Source organism: Caedibacter taeniospiralis (assembly GCF_002803295.2).
GTDB lineage: Bacteria > Pseudomonadota > Gammaproteobacteria > Francisellales > Francisellaceae > Caedibacter > Caedibacter taeniospiralis.
The window spans coordinates 114,017-127,735 of the sequence record NZ_PGGB02000001.1 but is presented as its reverse complement, the minus strand read 5'-3'; the positions used below and the strand labels follow the sequence as shown (position 1 = coordinate 127,735).

Here is a 13,719-nt window from a genome sequence, read left to right as displayed (position 1 = left end):
TCTTCTGATGCGCTGTGCAAAAGGAGTGGAAACAAAAAATGATCGAGATTCAGAACCTCAAAAAAGAATATCTAAGCAAACACAGTCACCATATTGCCTTAAGGGGAATTAACCTTAGCGTTAAAAGCGGTGAAATTTTTGGCATTATTGGTAAGAGTGGCGCAGGGAAAAGCACGCTGATCCGCTGTATCAACTTGCTTGAGCAGCCAACTGAAGGTCATGTCCTCATTAATAACCAGGATATAACCAAGCTTTCTGCGGAAAAGCTCAGAAAAGCACGGCAAAAGATTGGCATGATTTTTCAACATTTCAATCTCTTATCCTCACGCACAGTATTTGACAATGTCGCCTTCCCGCTTGAGCTGCAACACGCCAGTCGCGCTAAAATCAATGCTAAAGTCAACGAGCTACTTAGTCTTGTAGGTCTGGATCAAAAAGCCCACGCTTATCCTGATGAGTTAAGTGGCGGACAAAAGCAGCGTGTAGCCATTGCCCGAGCACTTGCTTGTGACCCCGTTGCTCTTTTATGCGATGAAGCAACCTCCTCTTTGGATCCTGAAACAACCGATCAGATTTTGCAGCTTTTGAAAAAACTCAATGAACAGCTTCATCTTACGATTGTCTTAATCACACATGAAATGGATGTCATTCGTAAAATATGCGATCAGGTGGCGATTATTGAAGATGGGTTGATTCAGGAAACAGGTTCGGTAACTGAGCTATTCTTAAATCCCAAGACGGCGATTGCCAAAAGCTTTACCGAAAAAAGCATGCACTTAAAGCTTCCTGATGAGATTGAACGTAAACTACATAAAGATCCTTATGCGGAGGCACATCTGACACCTGTTGTTAAAATGACCTTTTTAGGTGACAGTATAAGCACTCCAGTCATTGCCGAACTCAATAGTAAATTCAAAGTAGCGTGCAACCTTATCCAAGGCAATATTGAACGTATTCAGGCGCAGTCTGTGGGCGTCACTATTTGCCATATGCTCGGGGAAAAAGAGCAATGGGAAAAAGCCCTTAGTTTCTTACATCAACAACACATTAAAATTGAGGTAATCGGATATGCTGCAATCGATGCTTTCTAGTTTGGCTCTTGCCACCTGGCAAACAATTTACATGGTTTTTATCGCAACACTCATTGCCATCGTTGGCGGACTGATACTGGGTGTTTTGTTGCACCTGTCACACAACAGGAAAAATCTGGCTGTACAATTATTCAATCAAATCGTGGGTTTTATTGTCAACGTCACGCGCTCTATTCCTTATATTATCCTGCTGATTTTGCTTTATCCTGTGACCAAACTCCTTGTGGGCACCACTATTGGCACAACCGCATCGATTGTGCCACTGGCGATTGCTGCATTACCTTTCTATGCGCGCCTTGCCGAATCTGCTATCTCAGAAGTCGATAAAGGATTAATAGAAGCCGCTAATGCCATGGGAGCGAGCAAACTGCAGATTATCTTTAAAGTGCTACTGCCTGAAGCCAAAACACTCCTGGTTGATGCAGCCACCTTAACAACGATTGGTCTTATTGGTTACTCGGCAATGGCAGGTATCGTTGGCGGCGGGGGCTTAGGGGATCTGACCTACTTCCAGGGTTATAACAACGGTAACTATTTCCTACTCTATGGCGGCGTGATTTTACTCATTATTCTTGTTCAACTATGCCAATCCTATGGTAAATATCTCAGTAGTAACAAAAAGCTCACCAGCGTGTGGGCGCTTATGGCGGTTCTGGTGGCAGGCTCCATTGCCCAGGTTGCCTATAATGTCTATCAAACAAGCCAAAACATCAACATCGTAACCGTTGGCTATGTGCAATCATCGCCTGAAGAGCAAAAAGTCATGCAAATGGCACAACAAGTCGCCAAAGATGAATATGGACTTGATGTAAAACTTGTGTCCTTTGGTGATTATAACCTTCCCAATCGGGCCTTAAACGATGGGGATGTCGATGCCAATGTCTTCCAGCATATCCCGTTTTTAGAGAATCAGGTCAAAGAGTTTGGTTACAAAATCACGGAAATTGGCAAAACCTTTATTTATCCTATGGGGGTTTTTTCAAGCAAATTAAATTCACTAAACGAAATCCCTCTCGGCGCCAAAATAGCCATCCCGAACGATCCAACGAATCGAGGGCGCGCATTGATGATTTTAGCTGACGCAGGTCTTATTAAACTGAAACCAGGAGTGAGCTGGAAAGCAACCTTAGAGGATATTATTGATAACCCACTGAAATTGCAGATCATCCCCTTACAGGCGGATCAAATTCCCAACAACCTGGGCAGTGTGACACTTGCTATCATCAACAATAGTTTCCTGCCTAAAGCGCATTTGACCTTAAAGCAAGCGTTATTTGTTGAACCCAAAGATTCGCCTTTTGCCAATATCATTGCTGCGAGGGAGAAGGATAAAAATAACCCACTTCTTATTAAATTTGTGAAAGCCTACCAATCGCCACAGGTAGCTAAACTGACTGAAAAACTTTACCCTGACGATGCGGCAATTCCTGCGTGGTAACCTGGTTGCCTGTGAAATCCCAAACGCCCTTCGCTAGACAACTGCATGCACCAATAGCACTACTGCCAGCTTTTTTATAAACCTACTGAACGACTTGTTGTCAGCACACATTCTCAGGTAGAATGTGGCGAGGTTTTTCAGTAACTCCAGTCAGTAACGACAATCAGACAAAAGGAAACGATGTGAATAAGGCATTTTATGATCATTTGCGCCAAGAGATTAATGATATTAAAGGCGCAGGGACTTACAAAGGTGAGCGCATTATTAACTCACCACAATCGTCAAATATTACACTTAAAAACGGTGAGCAGGTTATTAACTTCTGCGCCAATAACTATTTAGGGTTGGCAGATAATCAAGAGTTAATTGATGCGGCTAAAAAAGCCTTGAATCAATATGGCTATGGGGCGGCATCCGTGCGCTTTATCTGTGGCACGCAAACCCCACACAGAGAACTTGAAGAGCTGATTAGCCAGTATTTAAAAATGGAAGAAACCATTGTTTTCCCCTCTTGTTTTGATGCTAATGGTGGTGTGTTCGAGTCTATCCTGGGCGCTGAAGATGCGATCATCAGTGATCAGCTCAATCATGCGAGCATTATTGATGGCGTGCGTTTGTGCAAAGCAATGCGCTTTCGCTATAAAAATAATGACATGGCAGACTTGGAAGATCAGCTAAAAGCCGCAGATGAAAAGGGTGCGAGATTTAAGCTTATTGTTACTGATGGCGTTTTTTCTATGGATGGCATTATTGCTAACTTAAAGGGCGTATGTGATTTAGCGGATAAGTATAATGCGGTTGTCATGGTCGATGACTCACATGCGACAGGTTTTATCGGTGAGAAGGGTCGTGGCACGCCGAGTTTCTGCGGTGTTGAGGGTCGCATTGACATCATAAGCAGCACTTTAGGCAAAGCCTTAGGTGGGGCATCAGGCGGTTTTATTGCCGCGCGCGCTCCAGTTGCTGAAATGCTGAAACAAAAAGCACGACCTTATTTGTTTTCAAATTCGCTGGCACCCATGATCGCCGCGACGTCAATAGCAGCGATAAACCTTGCGATGAACTCAGATGAAAGGCGCGACACGCTGCAACGTAACCAGAAACACTTCAGACAAAAAATGATGGCTGCGGGTTTTGATTTGATTCCTGGTCAGCATCCGATTATCCCAGTGATGCTGTATGAAGAAAAAAAGGCGGCTGAAATGGCAGAAAAGCTTTTGCACAAAGGTATTTATGTTGTTGCATTTTCATATCCTGTGGTACCAAAAGGTTTAGCGCGCATTCGCACGCAGATGTCAGCGGCACACACACCTGAGCAGATTGACAAGACCGTAACCGCCTTTATTGAAGTTGGCAAAGAAATGGGTGTGATCTAAATGCAAGAAATCCAAGAGACGAAAATGATGAAAAAAACAATGAAAGCGTTATCCAAGCTTAAAGCAGAACCTGGCATTTGGATGGCTGAGTTGCCGATTCCTGAAATAGGTCACAATGACGTTCTAATCAGGATTAAAAAAACGGCGATTTGTGGCACCGATTTACATATTTATCTATGGGATGAGTGGTCGCAAAAAACCATTCCCGTGCCCATGGCTGTGGGGCATGAATTTGTTGGTGAGATTGTCGCCTTAGGTTGTGAGGTCAAAGGTTTTAAAATTGGGGATCGCGTATCAGGTGAGGGACATATTACCTGTGGTTTTTGCCGCAACTGTCGTGCGGGCAAACGTCATTTATGTCGCAATACCGTGGGGGTCGGAGTGAATCGCCAAGGCGCTTTTGCGGAATATTTAGCCATTCCAGCGGAGAACACCTTTAAAGTGCCAGACTATGTCAGCGATGATATTGCCAGTATGTTTGATCCATTTGGCAATGCGGTGCATACCGCACTTTCATTTGGACTTATCGGTGAGGATGTGTTGATCACCGGTGCAGGTCCCATTGGCATTATGGCAGCGGCGATTGCGCGTCATGTGGGCGCCAAACACATTGTCATTACCGATATTAACGATTATCGTTTGGAGCTTGCTAAGAAAATGGGAGCTGACGTGGCACTCAATGTGAGCGCGCATAAAACGGCAGATGGACAGACACAGCTGTTAAAGAAAACCATGAACAAGCTTGGCATGACCGAGGGCTTTGATGTTGGGCTTGAGATGTCAGGGCATCATAGTGCAATTAACGCCATGATCCACACGATGAATAATGGTGGCAATATTGCCCTTCTTGGGATTGGCGGTAACCAGATGACTGTCCCATGGAATGATATTGTCTTTAAAGGCTTACACTTAAAAGGGATTTATGGGCGTGAAATCTACGAAACCTGGTACAAAATGGCAAGCATGGTAGGCTCAGGTCTGGATGTGAGTCCTGTGATCACGCATCAGTTTCATGTCGATGATTTTTTACAGGGATTTGAGCTTATGAAGTCAGGGCAATGCGGCAAGGTGATTTTGAACTGGGAATAAAATCCATACCCATCGTAAATAATTTTGTAGCGTTTATGGATATAAAGTTTAATAAGATACTCGTTTATTTTGACGGTAGCAGGGTGGATAAGCCGAAGGCGCATCCACCCTACACTGAGGTACACGTTATTAAGCGGGAGATTCCTTATGGCATTTCTTTTTGTTGTCTTTCTCATCAATTAGCAATACTATTTGCTGCATATATCAGCTAATGGTTTAAAATTATGTTCAAGCGCATTTTAAAATTAAATTTGCCAGAGCGGCAATCAACCTTCTTATGGGGAGCAAGACGTATTGGTAAGTCATCTTATCTAAAGCATGTATTTCCTGATGCAAAGTTCTATGATTTGCTCAATACCGATCTTTTAATAAAATTATCAAAATCACCACATATATTGAGGGAAGAGGTTTTGGCATTTGATCCCTTATCAAGCAAAAAGCCTGTCATTATAGACGAAGTGCAGAAGATTCCTGGTTTGATGAACGAGGTGCACTGGTTGATTGAGAATGCAAAGACGCAATTTATTCTATGTGGTTCAAGTGCCAGAGCTTTAAAGACACAATCAACAAACCTGCTGGGTGGACGTGCGTGGGTGTATCATTTTTATCCATTAACTTTTGCAGAAATTCCGCAATTTGATTTACTTAAAGCACTCCAGCAAGGATTGATTCCTGATCATTATTTATCTAGACCTGAGTATATACAACAACATTTGCAGGCTTATATTGACGTCTATTTGACCGATGAAATTAGAAATGAAGGTTTAGTGCGCAATTTACCTGGGTTTGCACGTTTTTTGGATGTTGCGGGTATGACTAATGGTGAGCTTATTAATATGAGTAATATCGCAAGAGATTGCGGTATTGATCGCTCAACGGTTCAGAACTTTTACCAGATACTTATCGACACACTCTTAGGGTATTTTATTTATCCATTTAGAACAAAAATAAAACGAGACCTTATTACCGCAACACCAAAGTTTTATTTCTTTGATGTGGCAATTGCTAATTATTTAGCTGGCATAAGCATACAGGCATTAAAAGGTGCTCAAGCTGGAAGAAGTTTCGAGCATTACATTATGATGGAGCTTATGGCTTATAAGGGATTAGTGCAAAAGCAGTTTACCATTAGCTACTGGCGAACCAAGTCAGGTTTAGAAGTAGATTTTGTTTTGGGAAATGCTCAAGTTGCAATAGAAGTTAAAATATCTTCATGTGTAAAAAAATCGGATCTGAAAGGTTTAATTGCATTTTGCGAAGAACATCAAGAAGCTCGAGCAATTGTTGTTTCACAAGATGAAATGCCACGCAAAATACTTGATCCTGTTGAAATTGACATTCTGCCATGGAAGGTGTTTTTAGATAAGTTGTATAAGGGAGAAATTATTTAGAGAGTGGGTTTGCTATTAACTATAGCACTCGTCAATCATTTTAGCTGACTCTCCAGAGTAGTCGGGTTTACGGAATTTATTGATTTTTGCTTAATTTTGTTATCGAATTGTCAGCCTTGTTAAATAAATTTAAAGGATAAATTATGAAAGCACTCAAAGGACAAGCAGGCGTGTTAACCATTTCCAGTCTGACGGAGTTTGGCGAACGCTACAGCTATTACGTTATTCAATCCTTACTCATTTTCTTTTTGATCCAGGAATTTAACCTTTCACAGGCGCAAAGCGCTTCCCTGGTGGGTACGGTTTTAGGTATGGTGTACATCTCCGCCCTGGTTGGCGGTATCATTGCAGATAAGTTGATTAACTACTATCGCGCAGCCATGCTAGGGGCGGTATTTATGATTATAGGCAGCTCTATTTTAGCACTGGCAAGCTCCGAAAACCTGCTGTATATAGGGCTCTCTTTTATCTCAATCAGTACGGGTTTGATCAAGTCGAATATCAGCTCATTCATCGGTCGCTTCTATGATAAGACAGCAGCCACGGAAGGGCAGCGTGATTTTGGCTTTAATATTTTCTATGTGGGGATTAACCTGGGTGCTTTTGCGGCGTTATTTATTGCCTCTTATTTGAGTGAGAATTATGGCTTTGCCGTACCCTTTTATTCGAATTTGATTGTCTCACTGATTGTACTTATTAATTTAATCATTGGTTTTTTCCTTTTGGCAAAACACATCAAAGAAGTCAAAATAAATTTCGGTATTATCGCTAAAACTTTGAGCATATTGCTCGTGTATTTTGTTGTGGTTTTCCTGGTGCTAAAAAATCCCATTATTGCAAATGCAACCATTGCAGTAGCAGCGATTGGTTGTCTGATGGTGATGCTTTCATCTGCCCAGAAAAAATACTGGCGTAATGTGATTGTGGCATTTATCTTTTTTGTATTGTCCATTTTATACTGGGCACTGTATTTTCAGATATTTATTTCGGTGCTGTTGTTTATTGCCAATGGTGTTAATAAAAATTTTCTAGGATGGCAGATCCTTGATTCACAGTTTTTGAGCTTTGAGTCCGCTGGCGTCTTAATACTTGGCTTTTTCATGGGCAGGTTGTGGCTTTATTTTGAGAGAAAAGGCAAACAAGTGCCTGATATTGACAAGTTTAATCTGGGATTTATTCTGCTTACCATCGTTTTTCTCATTATGTGGTTAGGCATTAAGGCTACTCAGCCTGAGTCTGGTGTTGCGGCGATTTATTTAATTATTGCTTTCTTAGTCATGTCGGTGAGTGATTTATCACTATCTGCCATCGGTTTATCGATGGTTACCAAACTGGCACCTCCTGGTTATGTTTCGCTGTATATGGGGATTTGGCTCGTGACACTTGGGATTGGTGGCAAGTTTGCAGGAATGATTGCACAATGGGTACCGATATCCAGTAGCAATATGCAGTTAGCAAAAGCAAGCATGTCATCAGGGTTATTGTTGTTTATCGCGTTGACTATAGTAGGCTCAGCGTTGTGTTTTATGTTAAGGAAGTTTATGGTAAATAAAAACCAACCTTAATGGTTGATAAGTTTCAAGATCTTATCATCTAGCTTTAAAGTTACATTAGCCTTCATCTCATTTGAAAATGGTGTTTAACAATAACTTGCTTATGATTAAACGCCAAACCCAGTTTTAAAATGCGCTTTACCTGAGATTGGGCTTTAAGTTCAGCCACATAATTTTTTGCATCAATCTGGCTTAGSGCTTTCTCTGCCAGTATTTCCTGATTTTCGCTGCCATCTTCCCTGGCATGCTTAAATTCCATCACAATGCCTAAATCGTGCTTTTGATTATTTGCCAAAGGATAAATCAGCACATCAGGATAACCATCCCCTGATTCACGATTGGAGTGGATAAGATGAGTCGCTCTTAATGACGCGATTAAACCCAACACCAATCCATGATAAAACTTCTCGGCGGTATAGCCTGTGTCTCTGACACTTAAGGCTTCAGTGAGATAAGTATTTAATTGCTCACTGAACTTCTCCACCTTGCCTTCAACCAGATTATTTAAAAACGATTGATACTGTACGCCTAAACGTGTGCTAAACCACATATCGAAGTAATAATTAAGTAAATGAACAATTTCGATATTTGGGAGCTTAACCTGGCAACCATACAGGAGTTTACCGGTTGCTTCACAGCTTTCGGTAGTGAGATAGCCTGCAAACAGCAACAAACTCCATAAACTGCTCGATTGAATATCCAGCGTGTCATAGGTCACATGGCGATCGATAATGACTTCTGCCGTCTTATATTCCATCAATTGCGTCACCGCAGGATGCACATCTTCACGGAATTTCAGCAGCAGGGTTTCAATCATTTTGTTATTGGAAGTATGCACCCAATAGTCATCAAATTTTCCATCTTTATGCAGACAATTTAAAATCGACCAGGGGTTGTAAATCTGAAGTCCTGCAAAGTTATAACCGTTATACCATTTTTTGGCATTTTCTCTATCCGCAATCAAACCCTGATCCTGATATAATTCATCAAGCTCTTTGTTGCTAAAGCCAAAATATTCGCGATATTCTTTATCCAAAATTGTATAGACTTCAAGGTTATTTAAGCCTGAGAGCATACTGTCTTTGGAGACGCGTAAAATGCCTGTCATAACACCTTTGTGAAGTGCGTCATTGTCCTTAAAGGTATTGCTCATTAGATTACGCATCAAAGGGGTTAAGTCTTCAATATAGTTCTCAACATAAGCAGCATTTAAAGGGGTGTCATATTCGTCGATTAAAATGACTACTTTTTGGCGGTGGTGTTTATACAACAATTGGCTTAAAAACCGTAAACTAACATCGATTTTGTAGGTGTTGAAAGTTTCCATCTCCAGATAGCTTTCAAAGATTTTTTTATCCGTCACACTTAATGCGTGTGATTCCAGCAAATAGTCATGCACATTAAAAGCATCGCGAGCAAGATAAGTTAGCTGCCCAAGTACCGTCTGATAATCACGTGCCTTAATATCTTTAAAGCTCACAAAGATCACGGGATATTTGCCCTGATACTCCTTAAGGTAAAAACCATTATCTTCCCTGGCAATAGCGAGATGATCAAACAAGCCCTGGGTTTCAATAAAACCAATTTTAGCGGCAAAGAAGTGATGCAGCATGGACATGTTTAGGGTCTTGCCAAAGCGTCTGGGGCGCGTGATCAGGATCACATCACTAGTATCCTCAATGATTTCTTTAATAAACAGACTCTTATCGACAAATAAGCCATTGCCTGTAATGATTTTCTCAAAATTAGAGGAACCGATATAAATTTTCTTAGCCATGGCTGATTTTATGCAAAATAGAAACTTTGGGACATGGTAGCGATCCTGAGTGGGAATTACCAGAGTATTTACACGCCTTATAATTTTTCGTGGTATGTGATTGGAAGAAGGGGTGACGGGGTCAGGGCTACTTTCCGCCCATTTTTACGAAGGCGGCAGCTGCTTCCCACGCTCCCGCGTGGGAACGAGAGTAGTAGCAGAACTGCGAAAGTTAGTTGTTTTAATACTGGTAATGGCTTGTATATTTGTGTTTAATTACGATTTCCTTGCCCCAAAAGCAATCGAAAGTAATATAAGCAAAGTGCCAATGCCTTGAACTGGAGTAATGTGCTCACCTAAGAAGAGAAACGAAAGAAGTAAGGTTGAGATCGGCATGGCAGCCGTTACTAACCCTGCGGTACCAGCGCTAACCTGGTTGCAACCCAAGAACCAGAAAAGATAAAATAGTGCTGAAGAAATGGATACTAAGAATAGGATAAAATAGGCATGAGTAGTTAAGGTGAATAACGCATGCCAGTTGGCAAAAAACAGCAGTGGCGTCATCGCGATCGCATTGATAAAGTTCATCAGAAATGCTGATTTTACCGCAGATAACTGGCTGTTTTTGAATTTGCTAATCACATAATAAAGCGCTTCAGGGATCATTGCTAAGAGAATAATGGCATCTCCAATGATAGATAAGGCTGAGAAGCCTGTGCCAGAGATGCTGGCACCATTAATCGCAATCAGCCCAATGGTGGCAAATATGATACACAATGCCTTAAAACGAGTAATACGCTGTTTGAAGATAAAGAACGATAAAATAATAATGATCGCAGGCAGAGTACTTGCGATGAGCCCCGCCATGCTGGCGCTGGTGAGCTGAATTCCTGAGAGCATTAAGAGATTGAAAAACATGCCTGCACACAAGGCTTGTACACCCAGAATTAACCAATCACGGCGCTTGAGCGATGATATTTTCACCTCATTAGAATTTTTACCCTGCATAAAGGGAATGCACACAAAGAGAACCAGGCTGCCAACGATAAAACGTATTTCCAGTAGGGCGATAATCGGCATTTGGGTCACTAAAAATTTAGAGCCTGTGATATTAATGCCTGTCACCATTTGTGCAACGATGAGTGATAAAACCCTCCACATAAGTTTCTCTCCAGTAATTTGGCACTATTGTGTTCTTGCAATATTAAGCGCTGCCCAACTTTGGCAAGTTGGCATAACCTCTAAAGTATTAATGTTGATGTGTGGCGGAAGTGCTGTTGTAAAATACACAATTTCGGCAATATCATGGGCTAACAGTGGCGATGTTCCTTGATAAACTTGATCGGCTTTTTGTGCGTCCCCTTTAAAACGCACCACGGAAAACTCCGTTTGCGCGAGTCCTGGCTCAATCTCAGTCACGCGAATATTTTTGCCATGTAAATCAGAACGTAGCGCGCGCGAAAACTGTTGCACAAAGGCTTTACTTGCGCAATAAACATGCCCTCCAGGATAAGGCCAGTTGGCAGCAACCGAGCCAATGTTCACGATATGACCCGCTTGATTTTCAAGCATCAGTGGCAGTATGCGCTTAGTCATATAGATCAAGCCATTAATATTGGTATTGATCATCGTTTCAAAATCATGCTCATCGGCATCCTGAAAGCTTGCTAAACCTAGAGCAAGACCCGCATTATTGACTAAAATAGCGATTTTTTTCATCTCCTCTGGCAGCTGGGTGATGAACTGATCAATGGCAGTTTTGTTTGTGACATCTAATTGAGCAATATGGATTGGAAAGTGAGAGTTAAGCATTTGCGAAAGTGTCGTGAGTTTTTCAGCTCTGCGCGCGGTGAGGATCACAGGGTGACCGTTGGCATTGTATTTTTTTGCCATTTCCGCACCAAAGCCTGAGCTTGCGCCAGTGATAAGCACGACGGGTTTGTGTTGTAAAGGTAACATGATTAGGCATCCTGAAAATGACAGATTCAAGAGTGTACGAAAAAAAGTGGTAACAATCATCCCTGTTGATGCGCTTTTTTGGTACCATAGCGACAACGAGCAAGTAGTATTTTAACGGCAAGAATGCAAGTAGATAGTTTAGTGATTTTTAAAGGTCGCCCCGCGAGGGTGATTGGCTTTGTTGATAAGAAAGTTGAAATAGAGTTAGAAGATGAAAAAACGGTTAAATTGCCAGAGAAAAACTTGTTGCTACTCCATGAAGGTGGCTTTAAAAATTTTAAGATGCTTTCATCCAATTTAGGTGAGGGTGAGTTTCTCGAAGCATGGAATTTATTGCAGGGCACAAAAACAGATTATGACGAGCTAAGCGAGCTTATTTATGGGGAATATAACTGTGTCACTGCTTATGCCACATGGCAACATGTACAAAAAGCGCTGCATTTTTATGCCGAAGATGGCAACATTGGCGTGAATGATCCTAAAACAGTAGAAGACATTGAAGCTCAAGCACGAGAGAAACAACAAAAAGCACAAGCCTTAGAAGACTTTATTCAACGTGTCAGGCAAAAAACCTATGCACAAGCGGATGAACCGTTTATCAAAGAGCTTGAGTCTTATGCGCTTGGTCAGTCTTCCAGCTGTCGATTTTTTAAATTCTTAGATAAAGAAGAAAACCTTCCTAACGCCCATATGCTGTTATTGGACATAGGATTTTGGGATGAGTTTAGAAATCCATACCCACAGCGTTTGGGAGTAAGCCTTCATGCACCTCAATTTGCTGTGCCTGAAACGCCCAAAGAAACGCGACTTGATTTAACTCATTTAGCAAGCTTCGCCATTGATGATGAAGACAGTCACGATCCTGATGATGCCTTGAGTTTTGATGAACAGACACAAAAGCTATGGGTACATGTTGCGGATCCCGCCTGCGTGGTTACCCCTGAAAGCGAGATGGATAAAGAAGCCAGGGTTAGAGGGAGTAACTTGTACTTACCCGAAGGGGTTTCTCCCATGCTGCCGCATCAAATAACCCATGATTTAGCCTTGGGACTACACGAAAGCTCCCCCGCACTTTCTATTGGTTTTAGGTTGATTGAGGGGCAAGTAGAAGACGTGGAAATTGCGTTATCAACCATTAAAGTGACACGTTTAAGCTACAAGGAAGCTGAAAATAGACTGAATGAACAACCATTTAGTTATTTTGCGAGACTTGCGGATGAGTTTAGTGCTTATCGCAAACAACAGGGCGCCGTGGAGCTGCAATTTCCAGAGGTAAAAATCAAATTAAAAGATAAAAAAGTTGAACTTATTGCACTGGAAACTTTACGCAGCCGTCACCTTGTGCGCGATGCGATGCTCATGGCGGGAGTTGCCGTGGCAACCTTTGCCGATAAGCACAACATCCCTTTACCCTTCTCAACTCAGCCCGATCATGATTTAACGGAGGATGAGCTTTCCCCAACCTTACTCTCGGAGATGTTTGGCATAAGAAGACGTCTGCAAAAAGGACAATATAAGAGTCAATCAGATAAACATGCAGGCATGGGTTTAACGGCTTATGTGCAGGCAACAAGCCCATTAAGACGTTATCTGGACCTGGTTGTGCATCAGCAGCTTCGCAGATTCCTAAAAAACGAGGTCTTACTCTCAGGAGAGGAAATTCTAACACGTATTGGCGAAAGCGAATCAGGTATCAAAGCCGCACGACAAGCAGAAAGCTTTAGTAACAACCACTGGAAATGTGTCTATCTGCTGCAGAACCCAGAATGGCAAGGAAATGCCATCGTGATTGAAAAGCAGCAGAATAATCGCGTAACCGTCTTCATCCCTGCTTTGTCATTGATCAAAAAGCTCACCCTGGTAGCGTCTATTGAACTTGATGACAGCATCACGGTTAAGCTTGCACAAGTAAAGCTTGCGACGCAGGATGTTTATTTTCACGTGATCAATCAGCAACTTCATGCTGTCAGAACTAACCACTATCCAAAAAATGACTTTGTAATGCGTTCTCAATAAACCTTTATTTACTAGGTTTAACGACTCTTTTGCTTTACTATTTCTCCGAA

At 41.9% G+C, this 13,719-nt stretch carries 10 protein-coding genes; 7 read left to right on the top strand and 3 right to left on the bottom strand.

Going from position 1 to position 13,719, the window contains the following annotated elements; all coding sequences use genetic code 11:
• The first annotated feature begins 38 nt into the window (after nucleotides 1-38).
• The 6 genes from CU053_RS00605 to CU053_RS00580 all read left to right on the top strand — a co-directional run bounded on the left by CU053_RS00605 (nucleotide 39) and on the right by CU053_RS00580 (nucleotide 7,950).
• Nucleotides 39-1,091: a methionine ABC transporter ATP-binding protein gene (locus CU053_RS00605; RefSeq protein ID WP_158106893.1), complete on the top strand. Its 1,053-nt coding sequence runs from the start codon at nucleotides 39-41 to the stop codon at nucleotides 1,089-1,091.
• Nucleotides 1,081-2,529, top strand: a complete 1,449-nt coding sequence (locus CU053_RS00600; RefSeq protein ID WP_233263293.1) for a MetQ/NlpA family ABC transporter substrate-binding protein — start codon at nucleotides 1,081-1,083, stop codon at nucleotides 2,527-2,529. The genes CU053_RS00605 and CU053_RS00600 overlap by 11 nt, the downstream gene beginning before the upstream one ends.
• Nucleotides 2,530-2,711: 182 nt before the next feature.
• Nucleotides 2,712-3,905, top strand: a complete 1,194-nt coding sequence (locus tag CU053_RS00595) for a glycine C-acetyltransferase (RefSeq protein ID WP_158106891.1) — start codon at nucleotides 2,712-2,714, stop codon at nucleotides 3,903-3,905.
• 39 nt (nucleotides 3,906-3,944) lie between these two features.
• Complete coding sequence (tdh, locus tag CU053_RS00590) at nucleotides 3,945-4,994, top strand: L-threonine 3-dehydrogenase (protein WP_158106906.1); 1,050 nt, start codon at nucleotides 3,945-3,947, stop codon at nucleotides 4,992-4,994.
• A gap of 224 nt (nucleotides 4,995-5,218) precedes the next feature.
• Nucleotides 5,219-6,385, top strand: a complete 1,167-nt coding sequence (locus CU053_RS00585; protein ID WP_158106890.1) for an ATP-binding protein — start codon at nucleotides 5,219-5,221, stop codon at nucleotides 6,383-6,385.
• A 143-nt stretch (nucleotides 6,386-6,528) separates the two neighbouring features.
• Nucleotides 6,529-7,950 carry a peptide MFS transporter gene (locus CU053_RS00580; protein ID WP_158106889.1) on the top strand — a complete coding sequence of 474 codons (1,422 nt, stop codon included), beginning with the start codon at nucleotides 6,529-6,531 and terminating at the stop codon, nucleotides 7,948-7,950.
• A gap of 52 nt (nucleotides 7,951-8,002) precedes the next feature.
• Here the strand turns inward: CU053_RS00580 and CU053_RS00575 are convergent, their stop codons facing one another.
• From CU053_RS00575 to CU053_RS00565, 3 genes are all read right to left on the bottom strand, one after another.
• Nucleotides 8,003-9,715, bottom strand: coding sequence for an AAA family ATPase (locus CU053_RS00575; RefSeq protein WP_158106888.1), 1,713 nt, complete (start codon nucleotides 9,713-9,715; stop codon nucleotides 8,003-8,005).
• Nucleotides 9,716-9,970: 255 nt separating this feature from the next.
• Nucleotides 9,971-10,855 carry a DMT family transporter gene (locus CU053_RS00570; RefSeq protein ID WP_158106887.1) on the bottom strand — a complete coding sequence of 295 codons (885 nt, stop codon included), beginning with the start codon at nucleotides 10,853-10,855 and terminating at the stop codon, nucleotides 9,971-9,973.
• A 24-nt stretch (nucleotides 10,856-10,879) separates the two neighbouring features.
• Nucleotides 10,880-11,653, bottom strand: a complete 774-nt coding sequence (locus CU053_RS00565; protein WP_158106886.1) for an SDR family NAD(P)-dependent oxidoreductase — start codon at nucleotides 11,651-11,653, stop codon at nucleotides 10,880-10,882.
• A gap of 123 nt (nucleotides 11,654-11,776) precedes the next feature.
• On the opposite strand from CU053_RS00565, the gene CU053_RS00560 reads away from it, so the two are divergent.
• The gene (locus CU053_RS00560) at nucleotides 11,777-13,669 is read left to right on the top strand and encodes an RNB domain-containing ribonuclease (RefSeq protein ID WP_158106885.1); all 1,893 of its coding nucleotides are present in this window, start codon (nucleotides 11,777-11,779) and stop codon (nucleotides 13,667-13,669) included.
• The last annotated feature ends 50 nt before the right edge of the window (nucleotides 13,670-13,719 follow it).

Excerpts from the sequence above, each read along its gene's own strand:
- CU053_RS00605 (WP_158106893.1), top strand. The coding sequence starts at position 39 with ATGATCGAGATTCAGAACCTCAAAAAAGAATATCTAAGCAAACACAGT.
- CU053_RS00600 (WP_233263293.1), top strand. The coding sequence starts at position 1,081 with ATGCTTTCTAGTTTGGCTCTTGCCACCTGGCAAACAATTTACATGGTT.
- tdh (WP_158106906.1), top strand. The coding sequence starts at position 3,945 with ATGAAAGCGTTATCCAAGCTTAAAGCAGAACCTGGCATTTGGATGGCT.
- CU053_RS00585 (WP_158106890.1), top strand. The coding sequence starts at position 5,219 with ATGTTCAAGCGCATTTTAAAATTAAATTTGCCAGAGCGGCAATCAACC.
- CU053_RS00580 (WP_158106889.1), top strand. The coding sequence starts at position 6,529 with ATGAAAGCACTCAAAGGACAAGCAGGCGTGTTAACCATTTCCAGTCTG.
- CU053_RS00570 (WP_158106887.1), bottom strand. The coding sequence starts at position 10,855 with ATGTGGAGGGTTTTATCACTCATCGTTGCACAAATGGTGACAGGCATT.
- CU053_RS00565 (WP_158106886.1), bottom strand. The coding sequence starts at position 11,653 with ATGTTACCTTTACAACACAAACCCGTCGTGCTTATCACTGGCGCAAGC.
- CU053_RS00560 (WP_158106885.1), top strand. The coding sequence starts at position 11,777 with ATGCAAGTAGATAGTTTAGTGATTTTTAAAGGTCGCCCCGCGAGGGTG.